26 protein-coding genes are annotated in these 26,827 nt (G+C 63.6%); 13 read left to right on the top strand and 13 right to left on the bottom strand.

What is annotated here, in order from left to right; translation table 11 throughout:
• The first annotated feature begins 192 nt into the window (after positions 1–192).
• The 4 genes from ACVC5H_RS03590 (at position 193) to ACVC5H_RS03575 (ending at position 4,000) form a co-directional block, all read left to right on the top strand.
• Positions 193–1,368, top strand: coding sequence for a porin (locus tag ACVC5H_RS03590; RefSeq protein WP_489621040.1), 1,176 nt, complete (start codon positions 193–195; stop codon positions 1,366–1,368).
• A 248-nt stretch (positions 1,369–1,616) separates the two neighbouring features.
• Positions 1,617–2,285 carry a DUF484 family protein gene (locus ACVC5H_RS03585; protein WP_489621039.1) on the top strand — a complete coding sequence of 223 codons (669 nt, stop codon included), beginning with the start codon at positions 1,617–1,619 and terminating at the stop codon, positions 2,283–2,285.
• A 32-nt stretch (positions 2,286–2,317) separates the two neighbouring features.
• The gene (locus ACVC5H_RS03580) at positions 2,318–3,313 is read left to right on the top strand and encodes a tyrosine recombinase XerC (protein WP_489621038.1); all 996 of its coding nucleotides are present in this window, start codon (positions 2,318–2,320) and stop codon (positions 3,311–3,313) included.
• A gap of 114 nt (positions 3,314–3,427) precedes the next feature.
• Positions 3,428–4,000: a Fur family transcriptional regulator gene (locus tag ACVC5H_RS03575; RefSeq protein WP_489621037.1), complete on the top strand. Its 573-nt coding sequence runs from the start codon at positions 3,428–3,430 to the stop codon at positions 3,998–4,000.
• 21 nt (positions 4,001–4,021) lie between these two features.
• On the opposite strand, the gene ACVC5H_RS03570 is transcribed toward ACVC5H_RS03575, so the two are convergent.
• Positions 4,022–4,759 carry an HAD-IA family hydrolase gene (locus ACVC5H_RS03570; RefSeq protein WP_489621036.1) on the bottom strand — a complete coding sequence of 246 codons (738 nt, stop codon included), beginning with the start codon at positions 4,757–4,759 and terminating at the stop codon, positions 4,022–4,024.
• Positions 4,760–4,833: 74 nt separating this feature from the next.
• On the opposite strand from ACVC5H_RS03570, the gene ACVC5H_RS03565 reads away from it, so the two are divergent.
• The gene (locus tag ACVC5H_RS03565) at positions 4,834–5,754 is read left to right on the top strand and encodes a TraB/GumN family protein (protein ID WP_489621035.1); all 921 of its coding nucleotides are present in this window, start codon (positions 4,834–4,836) and stop codon (positions 5,752–5,754) included.
• A 73-nt stretch (positions 5,755–5,827) separates the two neighbouring features.
• Here ACVC5H_RS03565 and argB read toward each other — a convergent pair whose 3' ends face one another.
• The 4 genes from argB to ACVC5H_RS03545 form a co-directional block, all read right to left on the bottom strand.
• A complete protein-coding gene (gene argB / locus ACVC5H_RS03560) occupies positions 5,828–6,721 on the bottom strand; it encodes an acetylglutamate kinase (RefSeq protein ID WP_008332843.1) in 894 nt (297 codons plus the stop codon).
• 130 nt (positions 6,722–6,851) lie between these two features.
• The gene (locus tag ACVC5H_RS03555) at positions 6,852–7,652 is read right to left on the bottom strand and encodes a hypothetical protein (RefSeq protein WP_489621034.1); all 801 of its coding nucleotides are present in this window, start codon (positions 7,650–7,652) and stop codon (positions 6,852–6,854) included.
• Between the two features lie 54 nt (positions 7,653–7,706).
• On the bottom strand, positions 7,707–8,510 hold the full coding sequence (locus ACVC5H_RS03550; protein ID WP_489621033.1) for a type III pantothenate kinase: 804 nt from the start codon (positions 8,508–8,510) through the stop codon (positions 7,707–7,709).
• A complete protein-coding gene (locus ACVC5H_RS03545) occupies positions 8,507–9,349 on the bottom strand; it encodes a biotin--[acetyl-CoA-carboxylase] ligase (RefSeq protein ID WP_489621032.1) in 843 nt (280 codons plus the stop codon). Before ACVC5H_RS03545 ends, ACVC5H_RS03550 begins: the two co-directional genes overlap by 4 nt.
• A 104-nt stretch (positions 9,350–9,453) precedes the next feature.
• Between ACVC5H_RS03545 and ACVC5H_RS03540 the strand changes: the two genes are divergently transcribed.
• From ACVC5H_RS03540 to ACVC5H_RS03525, 4 genes are all read left to right on the top strand, one after another.
• Positions 9,454–10,605, top strand: coding sequence for a VanZ family protein (locus ACVC5H_RS03540; RefSeq protein WP_489621031.1), 1,152 nt, complete (start codon positions 9,454–9,456; stop codon positions 10,603–10,605).
• Positions 10,606–10,672: 67 nt separating this feature from the next.
• Positions 10,673–10,999 carry a (2Fe-2S) ferredoxin domain-containing protein gene (locus ACVC5H_RS03535; protein WP_338716869.1) on the top strand — a complete coding sequence of 109 codons (327 nt, stop codon included), beginning with the start codon at positions 10,673–10,675 and terminating at the stop codon, positions 10,997–10,999.
• A gap of 78 nt (positions 11,000–11,077) precedes the next feature.
• Positions 11,078–11,740: an alpha/beta hydrolase gene (locus tag ACVC5H_RS03530; RefSeq protein ID WP_489621030.1), complete on the top strand. Its 663-nt coding sequence runs from the start codon at positions 11,078–11,080 to the stop codon at positions 11,738–11,740.
• Between the two features lie 290 nt (positions 11,741–12,030).
• Positions 12,031–13,185 (top strand): D-alanyl-D-alanine carboxypeptidase family protein, encoded by a 1,155-nt coding sequence (locus ACVC5H_RS03525; RefSeq protein WP_489621029.1) that lies wholly within the window; start codon positions 12,031–12,033, stop codon positions 13,183–13,185.
• A 149-nt stretch (positions 13,186–13,334) separates the two neighbouring features.
• Here the strand turns inward: ACVC5H_RS03525 and ahpF are convergent, their stop codons facing one another.
• On the bottom strand, positions 13,335–14,936 hold the full coding sequence (ahpF, locus tag ACVC5H_RS03520) for an alkyl hydroperoxide reductase subunit F (protein ID WP_489621028.1): 1,602 nt from the start codon (positions 14,934–14,936) through the stop codon (positions 13,335–13,337).
• A 149-nt stretch (positions 14,937–15,085) separates the two neighbouring features.
• Positions 15,086–15,649: an alkyl hydroperoxide reductase subunit C gene (gene ahpC / locus ACVC5H_RS03515; RefSeq protein WP_008332872.1), complete on the bottom strand. Its 564-nt coding sequence runs from the start codon at positions 15,647–15,649 to the stop codon at positions 15,086–15,088.
• A gap of 347 nt (positions 15,650–15,996) precedes the next feature.
• On the opposite strand from ahpC, the gene ACVC5H_RS03510 reads away from it, so the two are divergent.
• A complete protein-coding gene (locus ACVC5H_RS03510) occupies positions 15,997–16,443 on the top strand; it encodes an acyl-CoA thioesterase (protein ID WP_489621027.1) in 447 nt (148 codons plus the stop codon).
• Positions 16,444–16,482: 39 nt separating this feature from the next.
• Here ACVC5H_RS03510 and ACVC5H_RS03505 read toward each other — a convergent pair whose 3' ends face one another.
• From ACVC5H_RS03505 to ACVC5H_RS03490, 4 genes are all read right to left on the bottom strand, one after another.
• Entirely contained in the window at positions 16,483–17,796 is a 1,314-nt protein-coding gene (locus ACVC5H_RS03505) for an MFS transporter (RefSeq protein WP_489621026.1), read from the bottom strand.
• Positions 17,797–17,852: 56 nt separating this feature from the next.
• On the bottom strand, positions 17,853–18,533 hold the full coding sequence (locus tag ACVC5H_RS03500) for a hypothetical protein (RefSeq protein ID WP_489621025.1): 681 nt from the start codon (positions 18,531–18,533) through the stop codon (positions 17,853–17,855).
• Positions 18,534–18,642: 109 nt separating this feature from the next.
• A complete protein-coding gene (locus tag ACVC5H_RS03495; protein ID WP_489621024.1) occupies positions 18,643–19,578 on the bottom strand; it encodes a LysR family transcriptional regulator in 936 nt (311 codons plus the stop codon).
• Positions 19,579–19,742: 164 nt separating this feature from the next.
• Entirely contained in the window at positions 19,743–21,611 is a 1,869-nt protein-coding gene (locus ACVC5H_RS03490) for a phosphoenolpyruvate carboxykinase (GTP) (protein WP_489621023.1), read from the bottom strand.
• Between the two features lie 633 nt (positions 21,612–22,244).
• Between ACVC5H_RS03490 and ACVC5H_RS03485 the strand changes: the two genes are divergently transcribed.
• Positions 22,245–23,231 (top strand): D-2-hydroxyacid dehydrogenase family protein, encoded by a 987-nt coding sequence (locus ACVC5H_RS03485; RefSeq protein ID WP_489621022.1) that lies wholly within the window; start codon positions 22,245–22,247, stop codon positions 23,229–23,231.
• On the opposite strand, the gene ACVC5H_RS03480 is transcribed toward ACVC5H_RS03485, so the two are convergent.
• A complete protein-coding gene (locus tag ACVC5H_RS03480) occupies positions 23,209–23,979 on the bottom strand; it encodes an L-asparaginase (protein ID WP_489621021.1) in 771 nt (256 codons plus the stop codon). The genes ACVC5H_RS03485 and ACVC5H_RS03480 overlap by 23 nt on opposite strands.
• Before the next feature lie 212 nt (positions 23,980–24,191).
• On the opposite strand from ACVC5H_RS03480, the gene ACVC5H_RS03475 reads away from it, so the two are divergent.
• A complete protein-coding gene (locus ACVC5H_RS03475) occupies positions 24,192–24,677 on the top strand; it encodes an asparaginase domain-containing protein (RefSeq protein WP_489621020.1) in 486 nt (161 codons plus the stop codon).
• 20 nt (positions 24,678–24,697) lie between these two features.
• On the opposite strand, the gene ACVC5H_RS03470 is transcribed toward ACVC5H_RS03475, so the two are convergent.
• A complete protein-coding gene (locus ACVC5H_RS03470; RefSeq protein WP_489621019.1) occupies positions 24,698–25,600 on the bottom strand; it encodes a LysR family transcriptional regulator in 903 nt (300 codons plus the stop codon).
• A gap of 162 nt (positions 25,601–25,762) precedes the next feature.
• Here ACVC5H_RS03470 and ACVC5H_RS03465 point away from each other — a divergent pair, with 162 nt between their 5' ends.
• The gene (locus ACVC5H_RS03465; protein ID WP_489621018.1) at positions 25,763–26,812 is read left to right on the top strand and encodes a YeiH family protein; all 1,050 of its coding nucleotides are present in this window, start codon (positions 25,763–25,765) and stop codon (positions 26,810–26,812) included.
• Positions 26,813–26,827: the final 15 nt, after the last annotated feature.

The raw sequence follows: 26,827 nt of genomic DNA, 5'->3' as shown, positions 1-26,827 counted from the left end.
TTTGTCTGTCAGGCATTGACGGGCAGGAAAGCGTTTGAAAAAAACAACACTCCCCCAGCGGATTGACGCTTTCAACCAAAATTCCGCCCTCCACGTGACCAATCTGCGGCCACGCCAAATGAGAACCCTTAATGTCTCACCATCCGACCAGAAGTACGGATCCTCAAGACTATTTTTATAGAAGGATGTCAAATGAAAAAATCTCTGCTGGCACTGGCCGTCCTCGGCGCGTTCGCAGGTGCTGCTCAAGCACAAAGCTCCGTTACTATCTACGGTATCGTTGATACCGGTCTGGTTTACACCAGCAAGGCAGTGAACACCTCCACTCTGGGCACCGGCAGCAAGTTCGGTGTGAACTCCGGCGTGATCCAAGGTTCGCGCATCGGCTTCAAGGGCGTGGAAGATCTGGGCGGCGGCCTGTCGGCTGTGTTCCAACTGGAAACCGGCTTCAACAACGACAACGGCGCTCTGAACGGCCAAGATGGTACTAGCGGTACCACCAACCTGTTCCGCCGCAAGTCGGTGGTCGGTCTGTCGGGTGGCTTCGGTAACGTGCTGGTCGGCCGTCAAACCGACTTCGCTGACACCATCTCCGCTTACACCTCCGTGAACGACTTCGGTGGCGTGACCGGCGCTGTCGGCCACAACCTGAACCGCCTGGAAGGTACCCGTACCAACAACTCGGTCAGCTACACCACCAACAACCTGGGTGGCTTCACCGGCAACCTGATCTACGGCTTCGGCGAAACCGCTGGCAAGACCTCCGCTGGCCAATCCTTCGGTCTGGGCGGCAAGTACGACAACGGTCCTCTGGGTCTGGGTATCAACTACTACCAGTCCAAGCAAGGCTCCTCTCCTTCGGACACCAGCCTGCTGTCGACCGCTTCGGCTGCCCAAGCTGGCAACAGCGCCTATAAGGGTCTGAACCTGGTGGCTTCGTACCAGTTCGGTCCGGCCCGCGTGTACGGTAACTACTCGCGCGTCAAGCAAGACCTGAACACCACTACGCCGACCGCCGTTAATGCCAAGACTCTGTCTGCTGCCAACAAGGCCGACATCTATGAAATCGGTACCGCTTACTCCCTGAGCCCGTCCCTGAAGCTGCTGGGCGCAGTGACCCACACCCGTGCTGACTTCAACTCGTCCACCAAGGGCAAGCTGACCCAAATCAGCCTGGGTACCGACTACTGGCTGTCCAAGCGTACCGACCTGTACGCATTCGTGGCTAACATCCGCGCAACCGACATGACCAACCCCGGCGTGTTCGGCGATGCAACCGGTACCGCTGCTACCTCGAGCGTTGCAGCTATCGGCAACGGCACCGACAGCCAAACCGCTGTTGCAGTTGGTATCCGTCACAAGTTCTAATTCCAGGACCTGAAACCGGCATGAACTTGCCGGTCTCAACCTGAGTTGAACCTGAGTCGTACCGAAAGAGGCCTGCGTGAGCAATCATGCAGGCCTCTTTCTTTTGCACATGCGCCTGCCATCCTTGCGCCAAGCCGACCGGACGGCGCCGATGATTGTCAGTGTGTCCGATAGCGAGGATAATCTCGCGATACTTCCGGTACGCCCATTTCCGCGGCAGCCGGCACTCCAACACAGACCCCGCGACGATGACCACCGAACTGGATTCCAGCCTGATTGCCGACTACCTGCTCGACCACCCTCATTTCTTCGAGGAGCATGCCGAACTGCTTTCGACGGTCAAGCTGACCAGCCCAATCATGGGCCGCGCCGTATCGCTGCAGGAACGCCAGATGGAAATCCTGCGCGAAAAGATCCGTGTACAGGAACTGCGCATGGCCGACCTGATGCGCATCGCCCAGGAAAACGACGAGATCACCAGCAAGTTCCAGGCATGGAGCCGCGCCCTGCTGTTGACGCGCGATGCCGCTGACCTGCCGCGCGTACTGGTATCGCAGCTGCAGGAGATCTTCCACGTGCCGCAAGTGACGGTACGCCTGTGGAACCTGGGTGCCGACCATGCTGACAGCTGGGCCACGCAAGAAGTCTCGGACGACGCCCGCCTCTTCGCCAACGGCCTGTCGGCGCCCTTCTGCGGTCCCAACAAGGATTTCGAAGCGGCCACCTGGCTGGACGATGCCGCTTCCGTGAAGTCGGTGGCCATGCTGCCGCTGCGCGTGGGCGCAGCTCCCGAAGCCTTCGGCCTGCTGGTCCTGGGTTCGCCTGATCCGAACCGCTTCAGCGCCGACATGGGTACCGATTTCCTGACCCGCATCGGCGAAACCGGCAGCGCCGCCCTGGCCTGCCTGCTGCGCTGAGCGGCACGGCAGCAGCAGCTGAGGAGTCACGCATGAATGACGCGGCTGCCCCGGCTTCTTCCCTGATCGCCCAGTATCTTTCCTTCCTGCGCAGCCAGCGCAAGCTGTCGCCGCATACGCTCTCAGGCTATGCGCGCGACCTGCAAGAGCTGCGCGCCCTGCTGGCAGCGCCCGGCGCATCGCCAGAGACCAGCGAACCCGTGCTGCAGCGCGTGACCCAGGTGCAGATCCGCAAATGTGCTGCCCGCCTGCATGCGCGCGGGCTCAATGCCCGCTCCATCTCGCGCAAGCTGTCCGCCTGGCGCGGCCTGTTCGCCTGGCTGGCGCTGGAGCAGGCGATGCCGGCCAACCCGGTCGATGGCATCAAGCCGCCCAAGAAGAGCAAACCCCTGCCCAAGGCCTTGCCGGCCGATGATGCCATCCGTCTGGTGTCGCAAGCCGATCCGGCGCGCGATCCGGCATCCACCCTGGCGGCCTGCAACCGGGCCATGTTCGAGTTGCTGTATTCCAGTGGATTGCGGGTCTCCGAGCTGGTGGGTATCGATGTGGCCGATGTGCGCGAGGGCAGTTATGAATCGGCCGGCTGGATCGACCTGGCCGAGGCCGAGGTCACCGTGACCGGCAAAGGCGGCAAGAAGCGCAAGGTCCCCGTTGGCAAGGCGGCCCTGCAGGCCATCAACGATTGGCTGCCCTTGCGCGCCAGCTTGGTCAAGGCCGATGGCGGTACGGATGGGCATGCGCTGTTTCTCAATGAACGTGGGGCACGCATGTCGCCCAGGGTCACCCAGTTGCGCCTGAACGCCCACGGCAAGGGCGTGGGCATGCCGGCCGACGTGCATCCGCACATGCTGCGCCACTCCTTTGCCTCGCACGTGCTGCAAAGCTCGGGGGACCTGCGTGCGGTGCAGGAAATGCTGGGCCACGCCTCCATCAGCGCCACCCAGGTCTATACCGCGCTGGACTTCCAGCGTCTGGCCCAGGTCTATGACCAGGCCCATCCGCGCGCCCGCAAGGACAGCGGCAAATAGCATCGGCAGCGCCATGCGCGAGCGCCGGGCTGGCATCGGCTAAAATGGAGGCTTGCGCACGCCCCGTGTGATCGTTTTCTCTTGCCAGCCTGGCTGGCCCAACCCAAATCGCCCATGCCGACCATGAAAGCCAAAGCCGCCGAACCCTCCCCCGCCAGCACTGCCGCGCAAGCCGCGTCAGTGGCCGCGCTGGCCGAGGCGCAACTGCGCGAGGCCGGCGTGCGCGTGACGCAAGCCCGCGTCAACGTCCTGGGCGCGCTGCTGGAAACCCGCAGTGCCGCCTCCCATCAGGATATCCAGGACCGCTTCGCCGACATGGACCGGGTGACCCTCTACCGTGCCCTGGATTGCCTCACCGAGGCCGGCCTGGCGCACAAGATCTCCAGCGACGACCGCATCTTCCGCTACAGCGCCGGTACCGATCAAGCCGAGCATGGCCTGCACGATCATTCCCAAGGCAAGCAGCATCAGCATGGCCACTTCAAGTGCACCCGCTGCCATCGCGTGTTCTGCCTGGATGCCAGCGATGGCACCGATTTCCTGGCCACCGTGCTGCCCGAGGCCGACCGCCACCGTTCCACCGCCGCGCAACTGCAGTCGGCGCTGCGCAAGACCCTGGGCAAGGGTTTCCAGAGTCACGAAGTGGAACTGACCATCAAGGGCTGGTGCGCTGATTGCGCTGACTGAATTTTGACAACACCCTTCACGTCAGCGCGCAGCCCCCAGCGCCGCAAGCCGTCGCGGCAACTGCCGCACTGAACGAACCTTCACATCGACAAAACCCGGCAAGCGGCTCAGCACGCGTTGCCCGCCGATATGCCCGAGCAGTGCCTGGCTGCCGCGCAGGTACTGGGTCACCCAGGCCGTGCGCACACCGAGCTCGCGGGCGCTCTTCAGGTTATCCACCGTATCTTCCACCAGGATGCAGCGATGCGGCGCCACCTTGTGCCGCGCCAGCAGCTTGCGCAGCATGATGCGCGAGGGCTTGGGACGCAGTTGGCGATGCACGTGCATGGATTCGATGGAGATGTGATGCGAGAAATGCCGGTGCAGCCCAAGGTGCCGCACCAGCTCGCGCGAATAACGGCGCGGGGCATTGGTCAGCAGGATCTTCTGCCCCGGCAGCTGCGAGAGCCAGCGCCCGATGCCGCGCTCGGCACGTACCATGCCGGGCAGGTCATCGAAGAGATGCGCCTCATGCAGGAATTCATCCACCGCCAGGCCGTGATGGCGCACCAGGCCCAGCAGGGTCGCGCCGTAGAGCTTCCAGTAATGCCGCCGCAGGTCATTGACCGCCGCCTCGTCGCTGGGCTGGCCATCGTTGTCCAGCACGCGCTTGATGATGCGGTTCATGTTGGTATTGATGGCGGGGAAGATCGCGTGCGAGGCGTTGTGCAGGGTATTGTCGAGATCGAACAGCCAGAGCGGTGTAGTATTGGACGCCATAAAAAAGACCGGCGCGCCGCCAGGACCGGGGCGCACCTTCAGCAAGGAAAGAAAGGCCAGCAGTGACCCGATTGATGCAACGCTTGATTATAGTGAGTTTGACCTGGCTGTCCTGCCTGAACTTGCTGGCCCCGGCCCGCGCTGCCACCACCGAACAGTCGCCCTCTTCCGCGCCACCGCGCGGCGCGCTCTACCAGGTCTCCGATGGCCGCCACACGCTGCTGCTGTTTGGCACCATCCACGTCGGCGCGCCCGATTTCTATCCGCTGGAACCGAAGCTGCAACAGGCGTTGGCCACCACCCCCGTGCTGGCGCTGGAACTGGACCCGCAGAACGCCGCCGCCATGCAAAGCGCCGTGCAACGCTACGCGGTCTATCCTCCCGGGCAACACCTGATGGAGCAGCTTGACCCGGCGCTGCGCCAGCGCACCGAGGCGACGCTGCAGCGTTTCGGCCTGCCTGCCGAGAACGTGCAGCAGATGCGCCCATGGATGCTGGCCATGGCCCTGACCGTGCAGGAATATGTACGCCATGGCTATCGCACCGACCTGGCCGTGGATAACCACCTGGCCGAGACCGTGCGTGCCCACGGCGGCAAAATTGTCGAACTGGAAAGTGCCGAGCGCCAGATGAGCCTGTTCAGCCAGTTGACCCCGGCGCAGCAGGGGCAATTCCTGACCGACACCCTGCAGGAGCTGGACGATGCCGACCTTACCCGCAAGCTGGACCGCCTGGTCGACGCCTGGCGCCGCGCCGACAGCGCCGGCTTTGCTGCCGCCTTGCAGGAAATGCAGCAGGACGACAGCTTCACCAGCCGCTTTGCGGTGGACACGCTGCTGCGCAAACGCAATCCGGGCCTGGCCGCAGGCATCGCCGAACTGCTCAGTGAGCAGGACCACGCGGTTGCGGCCATCGGCATCCTGCATCTGGCCGGCCCCGACAGCGTGCCGGTCTTGCTGGGCAAGAAGGGATTGCAGGTCAGGCAACTCTATTGAAAACGCTGTGGATAAATAAAAAGGGATGAGCGCAAACTCATCCCTTTTTTGCCGTCCCAGCCCTGCAGTTCGATCAGTGCGAACGGATCATGGTCCCGAAGGCCTGTTCGGTCAGCACTTCCAGCAGCAGCGAGTGTTCGATGCGGCCATCGATGATGTGCACCGTGTTCACGCCCGACTTGGCCGCGTCCAGCGCCGAGGAAATCTTGGGCAGCATGCCGCCGGAGATGGTACCGTCGGCGAACATTTCGTCGATCTCGCGCGCCGACAGGTCGGTCAGCAGGTTGCCGGCCTTGTCTTGCACGCCAGCGATGTTGGTCATCATGATCAGCTTTTCGGCATGCAGGATCTCGGCGATCTTGCCGGCCACGACGTCGGCATTGATGTTGTAGGCCTGGCCATCGTCGCCGAAACCGATGGGCGAGATGATGGGGATGAAGGCATCATCCTGCAGCGCCTTGACCACCGCCGGGTTGATCGCCTCGATCTCGCCCACGTAGCCGATGTCCAGGAAGGCGCCGGGATGTTCCTTGTCAGGCATCTGCATCTTGCGCGCGCGGATCAGGCCGCCATCCTTGCCGGTCAGGCCCACCGCCTGGCCGCCGTAGTGATTGATCAGCATCACGATGTCCTGCTGCACTTCACCGCCCAGCACCCATTCCACCACTTCCATGGTTTCTTCATCGGTAATGCGCATGCCCTGAACGAAGGTACCCTGCTTGCCGATCTTCTTGAGCGCCGCATCGATCTGCGGGCCGCCGCCGTGGACCACCACCGGATTCATGCCGACCAGCTTCAACAGGATCACGTCGCGGGCAAAGCCGTGCTTCAGGCTTTCTTCGGTCATCGCGTTGCCGCCGTACTTGACCACGATGGTCTTGCCGTGGAATTTACGGATGTACGGCAGCGCCTCGGCCAGGATTTCGGCTTTGATCTGGGGGGCTACGTGGGTCAGGTCGGTGGTCATGGCAATGTCCTGTCGATGCGATGAGGAAAAAGTGATGGGGTGATGCATTAGGGACGCGATTTTACATGGAAAGCCGCCCGGCTTCGCACTGCAACATGCGGCGTGTCCGATCCAGACAACGCCGCCGCGCTCAGGCGCTGCAGGCACGGATTTCCTGATCCGGGAAGGCGCTCTTGATGTTCTCCAGGGCGGTGCGGGCATCCGGGCTCAGGTCGCGCAGCTGGAAGACCTGCTTGCCGGCCCCCGAGCGGCGGGCAATGATGCGGGCGCTACGCACGCCGCGCGAGATCAGTTGGCCCACATAAGCCTTGGCCGCGTCCTCGGTGCGGAAGATGCCCAGCGAGACGCCATAACGCAGCGCCGGATTGGGGAAACTGTCGGGAATCACGTAGAAATCGCCAATACCCAGCCGGCGCAGCTCGGCCACGCGGCGGTCCGCCCCCTCGCGGCCCCCCTCGGGCGGGATGTAGACCATGTGGCTGGTGACGTCCTGGGTCAACTTCTGAACCACCTTGTCACCCAGCTTGAGGGTAGCCAGCTGGTCCGAGAAGCGGCGCGCATCGGCCACGGTGAAGTTGCCCACTTCGGTACAGGACGGCGTGACGGCGGCTACCTGCGTGGTCGCAGCAGCAGCGGCAGCCGCGGTGGCCGGGGCTGCCGCCTGGGAGCCCGTGGCAGCAGGCGTGGCCGCATTGCCTGCATTGCCCGCATCGGCGCTGGCGGCCTGGGCCGTGGCCGGCTGCGCCCGCAATTGCGAGGCCAGCTTTTCGCTATCGGCCGGCAGCAGGCTCAGCAATTCCGGCCGCAATTGCTCGGCCAGGCGCTGGGGTTCACGGCGTTCGGTGGCATTGGCACCGAAATAGCCGCGCGAGAGTCCGAACAGGACCACGTTACCCACCAGCAATAGCCAAAAAAGCAGTTTCAGCTTCATCCGCGCCCAGTCTTCCTTGCCGTATTTGATTTGCCCGCCTGCATGGACCGGCGTTCAGCGTCCATGGTTCATGGCCGTATAGAGGCCAATGAGCACCAGATTATCCACCTTTTCCAGCGCTGTATCGCCCAGTGCCAGATAAGGTGCCAGCAGCACGCCGGCACCGCCGGCCAGCAGGCAGCGCAGCGTAGCGCCGGGATGCAGGCGGCGCCGTTCGGCCAGGGCATGCTCGATGGCCCCGACCTGGGCCGCGATGCAACCGGCGACGATGGCCTCGACCGTATTGTCGGCAAACAGGCGTTCCGGGGGTGCCGCGCCATCGATGCGGGGCAGCTGGGCGGTATTCAAGGCCAGCGACGTAGCCATGGTGCCGAAGCCCGGCAGGATCATGCCACCCTCGAAAACACCGTCGGCACTGACCAGATCGATGGTGGTGGCCGTGCCGCAGGTCGCCACCAGCAGCTCCTGTCCCGGAAACAGCGCGTGTGCCCCGATGGCCGCCGCGAAGCGGTCGCAGCCCAGCTGGCCGGGATGGCGATAGCCATTGCGCAGGCCGGCGCGCTCAGGTGTGGAGGCAAACCATTCGATCACCGCACGCGGCCCGAACACCGCGTGCAGGATGGCCTGCAGGCTCTCGCGCAGGGCCGCTCCGGCGACGTTGGACACACAGACCTGCAAGTCCGCCGCAGGTGCCAGCTGGCCGGCCAGCGCCGCCCAGTCCTGCGCCAGTGCCTGCACGTCGGCGCGTTCGACCGCCCCTTGCTGCAGCCACCGCACGGGCGGCGCGGCTGCCTGACCGGGCGCAGCCACGAGCGCCCACTTGATGCGGGTATTGCCGGCGTCGATCAACAGCATCATGCGTCTTGCAGGCGCAGCGAGACATCCCCGGCCAGGATCTCGATCTGTCCGGCCTCGGTATCCATGAGGAAGCGGCCCATCATGTCCACCCCGACGGCCGTGCCTTCCTGCAGCACGCGGCCGTTGTCGACGATCTTGACGGCCTGCCCGGCATAGGCGTGGAAGGCTTCCCAGCGCTTGACGAAGGCCCCGAAGCCGCGCGCTTCGAATTCCTCCAGCACGCCCGCCAACGCACTGGCAATGATGGCCAGCACGGTCTCGCGCGGTACCTTCTGCAGTTCGGGAGCGGCACCGATGGCGCGCTGGAGTTCATCTTCCAGGCCCGCCGGTGCGGCCAGATTCAGGCCAATCCCGATCACGGCCCAGGTAGCCTCGCCATGCCCGCCATCAGCGGCGGTCTCGATGAGGATGCCCGCCAGCTTGGCGCCATCGCGCAAGACGTCATTGGGCCACTTCAGCTGCGGCTGGATGCCGAAGACTTCCAGCGCCTCGGCCAGCGCGACGCCGACGGCCAGCGGCAAGCCCAGCAGCGCATGGGTGGGCCGCTGCAGGCGCCAGGCCAGCGAAAAGGTCAGCGAATCTTCGGGGGCGGCGTGCCAGGGACGGCCGGCGCGGCCGCGGCCGGCGGTCTGGCGGTCGGCCACCAGCAGCAGCGGGCGCTCCAGGGTGGACAGGCGCTGCATCAGGTCGACATTGGTGGAGCCGGTCTGGGCCACTGCTTCGACATCGATGCGTTGCTGGCCCTGGCTGTCGGAACCGGCCAGGAGCATGCCGATGCGCTCCGGGCGCACCAGCGGTGCCGGCTCAGGCCCGGCGGAGATGGGGAAAGTCAGTCTCATGCTGCGCATTGTAACGGCAGACAGCGCCTGCGCGGGCTGCAGCCAAAGGTAAAGGCGGCTGATGGCCGGCGCCATCCGGCCCGAAATCGGTTAACCTCTGGCCCATGCCTGCCCCGTCCGACTCCCGCTCCGAGCCTCCTGCCGCCCCGGCCAGTGCGCCGCTGGCGTCCTCGTTTGCGCGCGTGAGCCTGCTGGTCTATACGCTGCTGATCGTCTATGCCAGCTGGTATCCCTTCTCCGGCTGGCGCGACATGGGCATCAGACCCTTCGATTACCTGGGCGCGCGGCTGCCTTACTACTGGACGGTGTTCGACGTCTGGACCAACGTGGCCGGCTATGTCCCGCTGGGCCTGCTGCTGGTGCTGGCCCTGCATCCGCATCTGCGCCCCTGGTGGGCCGTGTGGCCGGCCACGCTGGCCGGGGTGCTGCTGTCGGCCTGCATGGAAGCGGTCCAGACCTACCTGCCCACGCGCGTGCCCTCCAACCTGGACCTGCTGACCAATTCCCTGGGCGTATTGCTGGGTGCCTTGCTGGGCGCGGCCTGCAGCCGCACCTTCCTGCACGAGAGCCGCTTTTTGCTGCTGCGCCGGCGCTGGTTCTCCAGCGAGGCCAGCCGCGGGCTGGTCGTGTCCGGGATGTGGCCGCTGGCGCTGATCTATCCGCAGAACCACCTGTTTGGCCTGGGCCATCTGGTACCGCCATTGTCGGCCTTCTTCTCGGATCTCCTCGATACGCCCATCGATCTGGCCACTACCTGGCTCAACAGTGCGCAGCCGAGCGCCGAGCAATATTGGCTGGCCGACGTCATCGTCACCGCCTGCGGGCTGACCGGAGCGGCCCTGCTGACGCTGCTGCTGTTGCGCCGCCAGGCACCCCGGCGGCGCCTGCTGGCGCTCTATCTGCTGGCCTGCATCGCCACCAAGTCGCTGGCCTGCGCGCTCTTCTTCGCGCCGCAGAACGCCTTCGTGTGGATTTCGCCCAGCGCCGTAGGCGGCATCATGCTGGGCACGATGATGATTGCGGGACTGGCCTGGGCGCCGCCCACGGCGCAGCGGCGGGTGGCGGCGCTGGCGCTGATCGTGAGCCTGGTGGTGACCAATGCGGTGCCGGCCAATCCCTATTACCTCTCCACGCTGGAAACCTGGGTGCAAGGCAAATTCCTCAACTTCGACGGCGCCGCGCAGTTCCTGTCGGTGCTGTGGCCCTTCCTGGCGCTCTGGTTCCTGTTCCATCCGGTGCACCGCAGGCAAAGCTGACCGGGGTGTATCATTGACGTTTCGCCGGCCCGCGCCGGCATCATCGCCACTCTCCACAGGCCATTCCATGAGCGATCAAGATAAGCCCTTCTACGAACATCACGTCTTCTTCTGCCTGAACCAGCGCCAGCCGGGCGAGCGTACCTGCTGTGCCGACAAGGGCGCGCAGGCCGCCCAGGAACATGCCAAGAAACGCATCAAGCAACTGGGCCTGTCCGCCCCCGGCAAGGTGCGCATCAACAAGGCCGGCTGCCTGGAGCGCTGCGAAGAAGGACCGGTGGTGGTGATCTATCCCCAAGGTACCTGGTACACCTACGTCGACAAGGAAGACATCGACGAGATCATCGACAGCCACATCGTCGGCGGCAAGGTGGTGGATCGCCTGAAAATCTGACGATATGAACGTCTGATCACCCTGCGGCCCTGAAGGCCGCATGCAGCAAGCTTCCCCTCATTCGTTTCCCGGCAAGCCATGAACGTACACACCCAAAACTTCCAAATCGCCGGCGCCGTCGGCCAGCTCGAGTGCGCGCTGGACCTGCCCGATCCGGAGCTCTTCGCCGCCCCGGTCGGGCTGGCGCTGGTGGCGCATCCGCATCCGCTGTATGGCGGCACGATGGACAACAAGGTCGCGCAAACCCTGGCCCGCACCTTTCTGGCGCTGGGCTACGTGGCGGTGCGCATGAATTTCCGTGGCGTGGGCAAGTCCGAAGGCGTGCATGACCACGGCGCCGGCGAGACCGACGACATGGCGCTCCTGCTGCAGCACATGCGTACGCAGTATCCCGACCTGCCGCTGGCATTGGGCGGCTTCTCCTTCGGTACCTTCGTGCAGGCGCAATTGCAGCAGCGCCTGCTGCAGCAGGATCCCGCCTCGGCCGCCGAGCGCCTGGTGCTGGTGGGTACTGCCGCCGGCAAGTGGCCCATGCCGCTGGCGCCGGCCAATACCATCCTGATCCACGGCGAGCAGGACGACACCATTCCCCTGTCGGCCGTGCTCGACTGGGCGCGCCCGCAGGAGCTGCCGGTGGTGGTGATTCCGGGCTCGGATCACTTTTTTCACCGCAAGCTGCAACATATCAAAAATGTCGTGGTCGAAAGCTGGCATCGCCGCCCGGCGCAGCTTCAGGCCTGAACGTTTCCAGCCAGTCCGACGTCCATCCCGAAGCCATGACGGCGCTGTGCGAGGCAAGCAGAGGGCGCCGTGCCGGTATCGTGAGGGGATTTTCGGGGATGAAGATTCATTCAATTGGGAACGATACCGCATGAAGTCTTATAATTCAGTGCGACCAGCTCAATCGGTGCCCCGTGCGCCTTTGCGAGCTGTTCTCGCCGATTGAACCAGACTGATCCGCCCTGCCTCACCCTCTTTTCAAACCAACAGCTACGATGTTCCCCCGTGCTGGCAATTTTTCTTAGGCACCGATGAAAAAGCTTCTCGCGGCATTCGCCGCAACCGTCCTATCTCTTTCCGCCCTGACCGCTTCCGCCCAAACCCTGCCGCCGCCGACCGTGGCGGCCAAGAGCTGGCTGCTGCTGGATGCCTCGGCCAACCAGGTGATCGCCTCCAGCGAGCCCGACATGCGGGTGGAACCGGCTTCGCTGACCAAGCTGATGACCGCCTACCTGGCCTTCGCCGCCCTGCGCGACAAGCGCCTGAGCCTGGAACAGGAAGTGAACGTTTCCGTCAACGCCTGGAAGGTCGATCCGAGCAGCTCGAAGATGTTCATCGAGCCCAACAAGCCGGTTTCCATCGACAACCTGCTCTATGGGCTGATTTCGGTATCGGGCAATGATGCGGCGGTGGCCGTGGCCGAAGCGGTCTCCGGTACCGAAGACGCCTTCGTGCAGCTGATGAATCGTGAAGCGCAGCGCCAGGGCCTGGTCAATACCCACTTCAGCAACCCGCACGGCCTGCCCAGCCCGGACACCTATACCACTGCGCGCGACCTGTCGATCCTGTGCCGCAACCTGATCAACGACTTCCCCGAGTATTACAAGCGCTATTACTCGGTCAAGAAGTTCACCTACAACAACATCACCCAGCCCAACCGCAACCGCCTGCTGTGGCTGGACCCGACGGTGGACGGCATGAAGACCGGCCACACCTCCAGCGCCGGCTATTCGCTGATCACCTCGGCGCACCGTCCGGTGCCCAATGGCGAGCGCCGCCTGATCTCGGTGGTGATCGGTACCGTCTCCGACCAGGTGCGTACGCAGGAAAGCCAGAAGCTGCTGAACTGGGGCTTCCAGAACTTCGATGCCGTCAAGCTCTATGCCAAGGGCCAGGCCGTGGATACGCCGGACGTGTGGAAGGGTTCGCAGGGCAAGATCAAGGTCGGTTTCAAGAATGACGTCTACATCACCATTCCCAAGGGAACGGCTGACAAGGTGAAGACCAAGCTGGAACGCAACGATCCGCTGATCGCCCCGATCTCGGAAAATGCCAAGGTCGGCACCCTCAAGGTCACCATCGACGACAAGACTGTGGCTGAACTGCCGGTCGTGGCACTGGAATCGGTGGGCCCGGCTGGCTTCCTTGGCCGTGCCTGGGATTCGCTGCGCTTGATGTTCAAGTAAGCGCCAGGCGGCTGTAGCTGACTCCAGCAAAACGCCATCGGGAAACCGATGGCGTTTTTTTATGCCCTTGCGCGACATTTCCCCGCGCAAAAAAACGCCACCGGCTCAGCGGTGGCGTTTCAAGCTGCTTGATTCCGGGCTGGCCTGGCTCAGGCAGCAACCGCTTCCTTGGCCACCGCTGGCGCCACGTCATCGGCCGACGAGCGGATCAGGTGATCGAAAGCCGACAGGGCCGCCGTAGCTCCCGCGCCCACGGCGATGACGATCTGCTTGTACGGCACGGTGGTCACGTCGCCCGCTGCGAAGACACCCGGAATCGAGGTCTGGCCCTTGGCATCGATCTCGATCTCGCCATGCTTGGACAAGGCCAAAGTCCCCTTGAGCCATTCGGTGTTGGGCACCAGGCCGATCTGGACGAACACGCCTTCCAGCGCCACGTGCTTGATCTCGCCGGTATCGCGCTCCTTGTAGCTGATGCCGTTGACGCGCTGGCCGTCGCCGGTGATCTCGGTGGTCTGCGCCGAGGTCACGATGGTGACGTTGGGCAAGCTCTTCAACTTGCGCACCAGCACCGCATCGGCCTTCAGTTCAGCCGCGAACTCGATCAGGGTCACATGGGCGACGATGCCGGCCAGGTCGATGGCCGCTTCCACGCCCGAGTTGCCGCCGCCGATGACCGACACGCGCTTGCCCTTGAACAGCGGACCGTCGCAGTGCGGGCAGTAGGCCACGCCCTTGTTCTTGTATTCCTGCTCGCCCGGCACGTTGACATTGCGCCAGCGGGCACCGGTGGACAGGATCACGGTCTTGCCCTTCAACACGCCGCCATTGGCCAGCTTCACTTCGATCAGCTTGTCGCCCGGCACCAGCGCTTCGGCGCGCTGCACGTTCATGATGTCGACGTCATAGGCCTTCACGTGCTGTTCCAGCGCGGTGGCGAATTGCGGACCTTCGGTTTCCTGCACCGAGATGAAGTTCTCGATGGCCAGGGTATCGAGCACCTGGCCGCCGAAACGCTCGGCCACCACACCCGTACGGATACCCTTGCGCGCTGCATAGATGGCAGCAGCCGCACCGGCAGGGCCGCCGCCGACGATGAGCACATCGTACGGCTCCTTGGCGCTCAATTCTTCACCCTTGCGGGCGGCTGCGCCCGTATCGAGCTTGGCGAGGATCTCTTCCACGCCGGTACGGCCCTGGCCGAAGACTTCACCGTTCATATAGACGGTAGGCACGGCCATGATCTGGCGTTGCTCGACTTCACCCTGGAACAGCGCGCCGTCGATGGTCACCGACTGGATGCGCGGGTTGATGATGGACATCACGTTCAGGGCCTGCACGACTTCCGGGCAGTTCTGGCAGGTCAGCGAGACATAGGTCTCGAAACGGTAATCGCCGTCCAGGTTCTTGATCTGTTCGATCACCTTGTCGTCGAGCTTGACCGGGTGGCCGCCCACTTGCAGCAGGGCCAGCACCAGGGAGGTAAATTCGTGGCCCATCGGGATCGCGGCGAATTCGACGCTGATATGGGTCCCGGGGCGGTTCAGTTTGAAGGACGGGGTACGCGCGTCCTTGCTGGTGCCGCGATGTTCGACCAGGCTGATGCGGTCGGACAGCAGCACGATGTCTTGCAGGAGTTCCTGCATCTCACGGGATTTGGCGCCATCATCGAGCGACGCGACGATCTCGATCGGGTGGCTGACCTTTTCCAGATAGGCCTTCAATTGGGTCTTGAGATTGGCATCAAGCATGATGATTACTTCCTCGTTGAGAGATTCAAGGTCGCCCTGACCACGGCCTCGCCCTTGTGGGGGTCAGCCGCTTGCCCGGGGGGAGAGCCGGTCAGGACGGGTACTGCAGGGGGAATTGCTTCAGAGCATTTAATCGCCGAGTGGACTAATTAGATCTTGCCGACCAGGTCCAGCGAAGGCTTCAGGGTAGCGGCGCCTTCTTCCCACTTGGCGGGGCAGACTTCACCCGGGTGCGAAGCGACGTACTGGGCAGCCTTGACCTTGCGCAGCAGTTCCGAAGCGTCACGGCCGATGCCGTTGTCATGCACTTCCATGACCTTGATTTCGCCTTCCGGATTGATCACGAAGGTACCGCGCAGTGCCAGGCCTTCTTCTTCGATCAGCACTTCGAAGTTGCGTGCCAGGGTGGCAGTCGGGTCGCCAACCAGCGGGTATTGCACCTTCTTGATGGCTTCCGAAGTGTCGTGCCATGCCTTGTGGGCGAAGTGGGTGTCGGTGGACACGCCGTAGATTTCAACGCCCAGCTTCTTGAATTCAGCGTAGTTGTCGGCCAGATCTTCCAGCTCGGTCGGGCACACGAAGGTGAAGTCGGCCGGGTAGAACACGAACACGGACCACTTGCCCTTCAGGGTGGCTTCGGTGATGTCGACGAACTTGCCATCGTGGTAAGCGGTTGCCTTGAACGGCTTGATAGTGGTGTTGATCAGGGACATGTCGATTTCCTTTAAAAGGGGGTTGAGTGAAGCGATGGGTTGAATAGTAGAACGCCAAACAAAATAGATCAATTTTATTTAATCAATAGTTTTGATTGGATTTAACTATCACACATGAAGATCAGGCTATCGGCGGTGCCGGCGACCACAGCAACGGCGCGGTCACCCAAAGTACATGGCACCGGCTGGTGCAGATGCAAGCACGGCACTGGCCAATCTCCCGTCGTGATCGCTTAAGATGGGGCACTTCCGGCAGCGGGTGCTACCGGAAGTGGGAGCAATGTTACTGCAAGCACGCCGTTCTTGTGCAGGCGCACAAGCCGACCAATCCTGATCCTGATGAACCGATGAGCGAGCAACGTCCCCAGCCTGGCCAGCGCGCCGATTTCTTGCACTTCCATGCCATCCCGACGCGCTGGATGGACAACGATGTCTATGGCCATGTCAACAATGTGGTCTATTACAGCTGGTTCGATACCGCCGTGAACCACTACCTGGTACAGCAGGGCGTGCTGGATATCGAACGCGGGGAAGTGATCGGCCTGGTCATCGAAACGCAGTGCAATTATTTTGCCTCGGTGGCCTTCCCCGACCTGATCGAGGTAGGTGTACGCGTGGCACACCTGGGGCGCAGCAGCGTGCGTTATGAACTGGGGATCTTCAAGGCGGGCGAAGAGACCACGGCAGCGCGTGGCCACTTCGTGCACGTCTACGTCGACCGGCAGACGCGCCGGCCGGTGGCGTTGCCCGTGAGCCTGCAGCAGGCACTGGCAGCGCTGATGCGCAAGGATTGATACCGGGCACGGATGTGCCCGGCCAGACAGACGACGGACTTACTCTTCGAGCGGCGACCTGCCTGTTTCGCGGGCAGCCAACAGGGCCAGGCCGGTCAGGCTCAGCGCGCCGATCAGGTACAGCGAGATGGCAAGTGTGCTCTGATACGAGCGGAACAGGCTGGCAATGATCAGCGGCGCAAACCCGCCGCCGACGATGCCGGCCAGGGTATAGGCCAGCGAGGAACCGGCATAGCGCACCCGGGTCGGAAACTGCTCGGTCACGAAGGCCGCTTGCGGACCATACATGATGGCGTGGATCACCAGCCCGCCCACCACCGCCGCCACGATCAATGCCGGCTGCGTGCTGTCGAGCAGCACGAAGAAGACAAAGGCCCAGCCCATGGCCAGCAGCACACCCAGACCGTACACCGGACGCCGGCCGATCCGGTCCGACAGCGCCCCGAAGAACGGTACGCTCAGGGCATTGCAGGCCGTGCCGATCATGATGGCCGTCAGCGCCAGCGGACGCGGCAGGTTCAGCACCGTGGTCACGTAGGTCAGCGTGAACACCACCACCAGCGCATACAGCACGTCGGAGCCGATACGCACGCCACCGGCGATGAGCAGGCGTTTCCAGTAATTGCGGAAGACGTCGGAGATGGGTGTCTCAGCCTTGCGATGCTGCGATTCCAGTTCCTTGAAATGCGGGGTTTCATCCACGCCCACCCGGATCCAGCAGCCAAACCCCACCAGCAGGATGCTCGCCAGGAACGGGATTCTCCATCCCCAGTCCAGGAACTGTTCGGGCGAGGCCAGATAGGTAATCAAGGCAATGAACCCGGTCGCCAAGAGCGTTCCGAACGAGGGGCCGACCTGGGTCCACGACGCATTGCGGCCGCGCTTGTCCTGCGCCCCGTGCTCCACCGATATCAGCACGGCACCGGCCCACTCGCCCCCCAATGCCACGCCCTGCACGAAGCGCAAGGCCACCAGCAGGATGGGACTGGCGATACCGATGGAGGCATAGGTCGGCAGCAACCCCATGAGCCCGGTGGTCAGCCCCATCAGCAAGAGCGTCACCATCAGCACGAAGCGGCGTCCCAGCTTGTCGCCGAGATGGCCGAAGATCACGCCGCCGATCGGACGCGAGACATAGCCCACCGCATACGTAGAAAACGCCAGGATGGTGCCGGAGAGCGGGTCGAAGGACGGGAAGAACAGCTTGTTGAAAATCAATGCCGCCATCGTGTTGTAGACCGTGAAGTCATACCACTCCAGCGTGGTGCCGACCATGCTGGCAGCGGAAAGACGCTTGTTGCTGGCACTGGCGGGCGCCAACGGTGTATCGAGGGGCATCGCGGAATGGGCCATGAGTGTTTCCCTTTTTGGCAGAGGTGTTGGGGTCGGGGCGAGGATGCGCAGTTAGCTCAGGGGGAGGCAGGCAAGTCTTGTTCCAGCAATTGCCAGCAGAAGTTCAGCAAGGCTATCTCGGAAGGGGCGGTCTCCAGCGCTTGTGCGGCCTGGTTGGCCGCCGCCAGCGCGGCTTCCTGGGTGGAAGCGTCGATCAGATAGAGCGCATCGAGCAGGCGGCCCTGTGTGCTTTCCATGGGCAAGGGGCCGGATAACTCGGCGTCAGGCGTGAGCAGGCGGCCGCCCACCACGCCCGGCATCTCCAGCAGGGTGCGCCCGAGACCCGCAATGGCCGCCTCCAGCTGCTCCGCCGTGCGCATCCCCAGGCGCAGCACGGCCAGCCATGCGCCTCGTCCGGCGCCGGTTTCGTCGCTGATGGTGCAGACACGCCGCATCGGATTGCGCATGCGCTGCAGATTGGTCACCGACCAGGGAGTCTGATGGCGGAAGGCCTGGAAGTACTCGGGGGTACGGAAGGCATCCAGGCCGCGCGTGCGATACAGGCCCAGGTAGCGGCGCGGGCCCTGGACGCAGCGATAGCGCACGCCCGACACGAAACCCGGAAGCGCCACGCGCTCCTGCACGTGTTCGCGGTCGTACCATTGGTTGAAATCCGCTTCGTGCTCGGGATCGACGTCGGTCCAGACGAAGAGGATGGCGGGAAGGTTCTTGCTGAGATCAGTTGACATGGGATCCATGGGAAAGGGGTAAAACGTTTCCCAAGGATAGGAGTCGGGCCCGGTGCCGACAAACGGATAATTCTTATCGCCACCGATAAGTTTTTCCTTAAGCCCTGCGGCCCCAGGTTCAGTCGTCCTGGCTGCCGCCCACGAAGCCGTAAGGCGATACCAGGCCGACCGTGAAGCGCGCCGACTCTTCGCAGGCCAGGCCCGCCACCATCTGGATGGCATCGGTGGTGGCATCGCTGCGATAGCTCAGCACCAGCCGCTGCGGCATCATGGGACGGGCGCATTCGATGATGGACAGGGTACCGTTGTCGATTTCTTCCCGTACCGGCGCCAGCGGCAGCACGGCCACACCGAAGCCAGCGCGCACCAGGCGTACGATCGCCGAAATCGAACTGACGCAATGAATGCGCGGCGTGTTGACGCTCTCCTCATCCAGCAACTTGCGCAAGGACACATACGGCTGTGAGCCCTTGTTCATCGTCACGATGGGATGCTGCGCCAGTTCGGCCACGCCCAGGCTGCCTTGCTGCGCCGCCCAGTCGATGCTGCGTCCGACCCAGCCCATGGCGATGCTGCCCCCGGCGATGTTGCGCACGCCGTCATCGAGCAACGGATCACTCTGCAAGGCGATATCCAGCTCGCCATTGCGCATCTGCGCATGCAGGCGCTGGGTCGACTCTGAACTGAGCTGCACCGCGATCGCCGGGTACTGCTCCTGCACCCGCTGGAGGAAATCGGTCAGCCAGGTGAAGACCACCGTTTCGATGACACCGATGCGTACCACGCCGGCAATGTTGTAGTTGGCATGGCTGGCCGCCATCATCTCGCGGTTCAGTTCCAGCATCCGCTCGGCATAGGCCAGCATGCGGCGTCCCGAAAAGGTCAGGCGGATTTCCCGTGGATCGCGCTCGAACAGGCGTGTGTTCCAGTCTTCTTCCAGCGAGGCAATGCGGTTGGATACCGCAGCCTGGGTGATGTTGAGGCGCTCGGCAGCGGTACGGAAGCTGCTCAGTCTGGCAGCCCAGACGAAGGTTTCCAGGAAACGGATGTTCATGGCGGCAGGAAGAAGTAAAGACGCGTGGCGGGACCGGGAGGCGCGGGGAGAAAATTGTAACAAGCCTGCCTGGCCATGAGTGAATATCAATACCGCGCACGAAAAAAGAAACGCCCACCGCATCACTGCGGCGGGCGCTTCCTGTCTTCTCCGTGCTGGTCAGATTAAGCTGCCAGCTTCTTCTCCAGCTTGTCCTTCACACCTTGCAGTTCGGCCGGCAGCTTGTGCTTGAGCTTGTCGAACAGTTCGGCATGCAGCTCCAGTTCCTTGAGCCAGGCGGCCTTGTCGATGGAGGTGATGGTGGTGAACTGCTCGGCGCTGAAGTCCAGGCCTTCCCATTGCAGATCCTCAAAGCGCGGGGTGATGCCGAACAGGTGCTCGACACCGCCGGTCTTGACGCCTTGCGGGTCTTCGATGCGGTCCAGCATCCACTTCAGCACGCGCATGTTGTCGCCGAAGCCCGGCCAGACGAACTTGCCGTCGGCATCGGTGCGGAACCAGTTGACGCAATAGATCTTGGGCAGTTCGGCCGGCGAGGCGGCGATCTTCTTGCCGATGTCCAGCCAGTGCTGGAAGTATTCGCTCATGTTGTAGCCGGCAAAGGGCAGCATGGCGAACGGATCACGGCGCACCACGCCCTGCTGGCCGACGGCTGCAGCGGTGGTTTCCGAACCCATGGTCGCCGCCATGTAGACACCCTCGACCCAGTTGCGGGCTTCGGTCACCAGCGGCACGGTGGTGGAACGACGGCCGCCGAAGATGAAGGCCGAGATCGGCACGCCGGCCGGATCGTCCCAGGCCGGATCGATCACCGGATTCTGGGTCGCGGCCACGGTGAAGCGGGCGTTCGGGTGCGCAGCCTTGCGGCCGGTTTCCTTGCCGATTTCCGGGGTCCAGTCCTTGCCCTGCCAGTCGATCAGGTGCGCCGGGGCTTCCTTGGTCATGCCTTCCCACCAGACGTCGCCATCATCGGTCAGCGCCACGTTGGTGAAGATGGTGTTGGCCGAGACCGAGGCCATGCAGTTGTAGTTGCTCTTTTCGTTGGTGCCGGGGGCCACGCCGAAATAGCCGGCTTCCGGGTTGATGGCGTACAGTCGGCCATCGGTGCCCGGCTTGATCCAGGCAATGTCGTCACCGATGGTCGTGACCTTCCAGCCGCCGAAGGCCTTGGGCGGGATCAGCATGGCGAAGTTGGTCTTGCCGCAGGCCGAGGGGAAGGCCGCTGCCACGTAGTGCTTCTTGCCTTCGGGCGACTCCACGCCCAGGATCAGCATGTGCTCGGCCAGCCAGCCCTGGGCGCGGCCCATGGTGGAGGCGATGCGCAGGGCGAAGCACTTCTTGCCCAGCAGCGCATTGCCGCCGTAGCCCGAACCGTAGGACCAGATCTCGCGGGTTTCCGGATAGTGGACGATGTACTTGGTGGCGTTGCACGGCCAAGCCACGTCCTTCTGGCCAGCCGCCAGCGGTGCGCCCACCGAATGCACGCAGGGCACGAACTCGCCATCGGCGCCCAGCACGTCATACACCGCCTTGCCCATGCGGGTCATGATGCGCATGTTCACCGCCACATAGGGCGAATCCGACAGTTCCACGCCGATGTGGGCGATGGGCGAACCCAGCGGACCCATCGAGAACGGCACCACGTACAGGGTGCGGCCGGCCATGCAGCCGTCGAAGAGACCATTCAAGGTCTGGCGCATCTCGGCCGGATCGGTCCAGTTGTTGGTCGGGCCGGCGTCTTCCTTGTTCTGCGAGCAGATGAAGGTGCGGTCTTCCACGCGGGCCACGTCGGACGGGTCGGAGCAGGCCAGATAGCTGTTCGGACGCTTTTCCTGGTTCAGCTTCTTCATGGTGCCGGCGGCGACCATCTCGGCGCACAGGCGGTCGTATTCTTCCTGCGAACCATCGCACCAGTAAATGCGAGCCGGCTTGGTCAGCGCGGCGATTTCGGCGACCCAGTTGATCAGTTTCTGGTGTTTGACGTAGGCGGGCGCATTGACTGCGGGAATGCCTGCCATGAGGGGTTGGTTCATATGCTACCTCCAATGCCACAAGTTGATGAATTCGGTTGGCACGGCAGGATCGTCGTTGCAAGGGTCCGGCGGAGTCCACACGCCAGCTGCAGTACGGCGGTCTTGTCGATGGCGGCCGTCTGCAAGAGCCTGGCCACCTGGCCCGCCTCCTGGCTGGCGGCGGGTTTTGCTCACTCTTCGACAGTCGAGAGTGCAGGAAAGTGGCAAGGATTGTAACCCGATAAAATGGAATTTACGCAAATTTGTAGCGAAAAATACCCGACTTATGTAGTAGGTAATTACAAATCAAAAAAAATCTGTTTTTTCATTACTGGGACGCATAACACCGATTTCGAGAAAAACCGCATCAACACTGGATTTGCGCGGGATACAGCCAAATCAACCATTCATGACGTGAATATCTCAAAGCTGAAAAACGGGAATTGATTCGTTTCAACGCTTTTTGCAACGCGCTGCCGGCGTCTGACTGACAGCACTTGTCAGTCAGGGCGGCAAGACTACATGACCGATCCGCCTACAGATGCGAGTCATGCAACATGGAAATGGCCGGCGCACCGGATCCGGACAATCCCTTTATGATGTCGCCCAGCGTCCATGCATCAGGCCGCCTCCCCTACCTGCCAGGAGACCTCCATGAAAATCGCCATCCTCGACGACTACCAGGATGCCGTGCGCCATCTCGATTGCTTCCGCCTGCTCGACGGCCACGACGTCAAGGTATTCACCAACACCGTGCGCGGCACCGGCCAGCTGGCTGCGCGCCTGGCGCCGTTTGACGCCGTGGTGCTGATCCGCGAACGCACCGCGCTCACCAAACCCCTGCTGGAAAAACTGCCGCTGCTCAAACTGATCTCCCAGACCGGCAAGGTCAGCGGCCACGTGGACGTGACGGCCGCCACCGAGCGCGGCATCGCCATCGTCGAAGGCGTGGGCGATCCGACTGCGCCGGCCGAACTGACCTGGGCCCTCATCATGGCCGCCATGCGCCGCGTGCCGCAATACTGCACCGCCCTGCGCGCGGGCGCCTGGCAGCAGGTCTCGCCCACGCCGCATCTCAACCAGATCGGCACCGCCCTGAAGGGCCGCACTCTGGGCATCTGGGGCTACGGCAAGATCGGCAAGCTGGTGGCCGGCTATGGCCGCGCCTTCGGCATGCAGGTGCTGGTGTGGGGACGCGAGGCCAGCCGCGAACAAGCCATCAAGGATGGCCTGCAGGCCGCCGCCAGCGAGGAAGATTTCTTCGCCCAGGCCGACGTGCTGAGCCTGCACCTGCGCCTCAATGACGCCACCCGCGGCATCGTCAAGGCCGGCGACCTGGCGCGCATGAAGCCCACCGCCTGCTTCGTCAACACCAGCCGCGCCGAACTGGTCGAGGCCGATGCGCTGGAAGCGGCGCTGGTCGCCGGCCGTCCCGGACTGGCCGCGCTCGACGTCTACGAGCGCGAGCCGCTGCCGGTGGATTCGCCCCTGCTGAAGATGGACAACGTGGTGGCGGCCCCGCACCTCGGCTATGTGGAAAAAGATGGATATGAACTTTACTTCCGCGCAGCCTTCCAGAACATCGTCGATTACGCCGCCGGCTCGCCCAAGAACGTGCTCAATCCTGAGGCTCTGGGGTGATGCGGTGAATGGTTCTGACCGGTGGATCGTAGGACAGCTGCGGCATCGGGCCGGCGCGCTTCCACAGGTGGCGCCAGCCCGGCGGCCAGGGTAGCGGCGGACCGGCGTAGTCGGGCACGTTGCGCCGGATCGGCATCACCGGCAGGTGTTGCGGCATGGCGCCGCTGCCATGATGGTGCCAGCCCAGGCTGAAGGCGTAATCCGGCAGCAGCGTGGCGCACACCAGTTCGAACCAGTTGGCGTGCTCCTCGTCCTGCCCCAGGGCCTGCGCCAGTCCCTGCGGATCGAACTGCGCCAGCAGGCGTGCCAGCTCCTCGGGCGAAGACGACGGGCCATCACCCCAGCCCATCACCGGATTGAAGTTGTACTCCGCGCCCGACCCATACCAGCCCTCGCGCCAGGGCCGTTCGATCCAGTTGCGCGGACCGCTGAAGAGATGCCAGCGCCAGTGCAGCCCGGACGGCTTGGGCCAGCTATACAGGTACAGCCGCTGATAACCGGCGCGGTGCAGCTCGCGCACCATGGCCATGAGCCGCGCATGCGGCATGCGGTCCGGCGGTGCACGGCGAAACAGGATCGGCGTGCCATCGGCATGCTGTACTTCATCCGAGGACAGGTTCAGGTCCAGCGTGCGCACCTCGCTGCCGAAGCGCGCAGAAATCCAGCCCGTCATCAGGTTGACGAGCACGATCACGCCATAGCCGCGATGGCGGTGGAAGATGACGGTGCCGGGTGCCAGAGGTTTCATATGCGATCCATTATAAATGTCCTTGGGAAATCGCTCCGGAACGGGCCGCCACAGCGCGTAAATGAAGCTTCCTGCGTGTAAGATAGCGCCTGCCAAAGGCCCTCCCCCGCAACTACCCGGCGGGGGGCGGCCGCTGGACACCCGGCCTGCGGGACCGTATCTTGCTTATCCCGCGACATGAACATTTTGACCAGTTGGAAGATAGGAAACCCATGAGCCTGCGCATCATCGCCACCGGCGGCACCTTCGACAAGCACTATGACGAAATCGCGGGCCAGCTTGGCTTTGCCGAGAGCCACTTGCCGGACGTCATCGCCCGCGCCCGCATCACCGCCGAAGTGTCCCTGGAAACCCTGCGCCTGCTCGACTCCCTGGAGATGCAGGACGCTGACCGCCAGCGCGTGCTGCAAGCCTGCCAGGCCTCGACGCAGCAGGCCATCGTCATCATCCACGGTACCGACACCATGCAGCAGACCGCCCAGGTGCTGGGCCCGGCGCTGACCGACAAGACCGTGGTGCTGACCGGCGCCATGATTCCCTACGAGATCGCCAATTCCGATGCCTTCTTCAACTTCGGCTTTGCCTGCGGCGTGGCCCAGGTCTTGCCGCCGGGCGTGTATGTGGCGATGAACGGCCGCATCTTCGCCTGGAACAAGGTCGCCAAGAACCGCAGCGCCGGCGTGTTCGAGCCGATCTGACGGCCTCGACCGGCAGGCGGTCAATGCGGCGCCTGCCGCTGCGCCCAGGTGCGGCAGAACGACAGCAGTGCCGCCAGGCTGGGCGAAGGCGCCCGGTGGCGGCTGACCACCATGTAGAAATGCCGGCGCAAGGTCGGCAGGGGCGTCTCCAGTTCCCGCAGCTTGCCTGATTCGATCAGGTCTTCCACCACCGACCGCGACAGGCAACTGATGCCCAGCCCCTCGGCCGTGGCGCGCTTGATGGCTTCCGAATTGCCGAACTCGAAGGACGACGGCAGGTAATGCAGGTAGGGAATCAACGCATGCTCGACCGCCTCGCGCGTACCGGAACCGGCTTCGCGCAGCAGCCAGTCGGCCTCGCGCAGCATCTTCAAGGTGATCTTGCGGCGCGCGCGGACGATGGGGTGTCTGGGCGCGGCCACCACGATCAGTTCATCGGTCATCCACGGCTCCACGTGCACGTCATCGGCATGGCAGGGGCCTTCAATGAGTCCCGCATCCACTTCGAAATTGACCACCGCATCCACGATATCGGCCGTATTGGCCACCAGCGCCCGCACCCGCGCACCGGCATGGCCGCGCCGATAGGCGGCGATCATGGCCGGCAGCAGGTAGCTGCCGATGGTGGTGGAGGCGCCCAGGTGCAAGTCGCTGCCGGCGGCCGGATCGCTGAACTGGCGCTCGATGGTCTGCGCCGCATCCAGCATGTGGCGCGCCTGCGGCAGCAGCTGGCGGCCGCTGTCGTTCAGGACCAGCCGCTTGCCCACACGATCAAACAATTGCACGCCCAGGAGGCTTTCCAGTTCGTTCAAGGCGGCGCTGGCCGCTGACTGCGACAGCGCCACCAGGCCGGCCGCCGCCGTGGTCGAACCGGACTGGGCCACCGCCAGAAAAATCTGCAATTGCCGCAGCGTGATCCTCATCGATCCTCCTTTATGCATTTCCGACATAGGGGTGCGCAGAAAACGCCACCCCACATTAACCAATAAAGCAGGTAGATATTAGCAAAATAACGCGTTTTTCTTTTATAGGCGCAGCGCGTACAGTGCACTCCATCGACCGCCACATCCTTCCCGGAGAGCCCCATGCGTACCGCCATCCAGACCTCCCCCCTGCCCCCGGCCGCCGCCGGACTGGCGCTTTCGGGCGCCGTCGCCTGGGCGGCCATGAGCCTGGGCAACATCGGCTGGCTGCAAAACCACGGGTTCTCGGCGCTGACGGTGGCCATCGTGCTGGGCATCCTGATCGGCAACACGGTCTACCCGCGCCTGGCCACGCATTGCGGGGAAGGCGTGCGCTTTTCCAAGCAGACGCTGCTGCGTGCGGGCATCATCCTCTACGGCTTTCGCCTGACTTTCCAGGATATCGCGCACGTGGGTGTGGCCGGCGTGGTGATCGATGCAGCCATGCTGCTGTCCACTTTCGGGCTGGCCTGGCTGGTCGGCACCAAGCTCTTGAAGCTGGATCGCGACGCCGCGCTCTTGATCGGCGCCGGCAGTTCCATCTGTGGTGCCGCTGCCGTGATGGCCACCGAGCCGGTACTGCGCGCACGCAGCGAGCAGGTCACCGTGGCAGTCTCGACCGTGGTCATCTTCGGCTCGCTGGCGATCTTCCTGTATCCGCTGCTCTACACCTTGCAGGCCGAACCGATGTGGGGCATGCGCCTGCCGGACTTCGGCGTCTACATCGGCTCCACCGTCCATGAAGTGGCGCAGGTGCTGGCCGCTGCGCGCTCCATCGACCAGCACACGGCCGACGTGGCGGTCATCACCAAGATGGTCCGCGTGATGATGCTGGCCCCCTTCCTGCTGATGCTGTCGATGAAGGTGGCACCGTCCGTCACCGGTCACCAGCATCAGCACCGCAAGCTGTCCATTCCCTGGTTCGCCTTTGCCTTCATCGGCGTGGTGGTGTTCAACTCCTTCTTCCCGCTGCCGGCCCACGTCAACCAGTTGGTGCTGCAGGCCGATACGCTGATGCTGGCCATGGCCATGGCAGCACTGGGCTTGTCCACCCACCTCTCGGCGCTGCGCAGCGCCGGCATGAAGCCGATGATCCTGGGTGCAGTCTTGTTCGCCTGGCTGGTCATCGGTGGGGCGCTGGTCAATGGCGCACTAGGACGCTTGCTGGCCTGAGCCTGACCCGGCTTC

Source organism: Herbaspirillum sp. Her3 (assembly GCF_057961275.1).
Note: the sequence above shows the minus strand (reverse complement) of the source record. Positions and strands in the feature narration are given on the sequence as shown.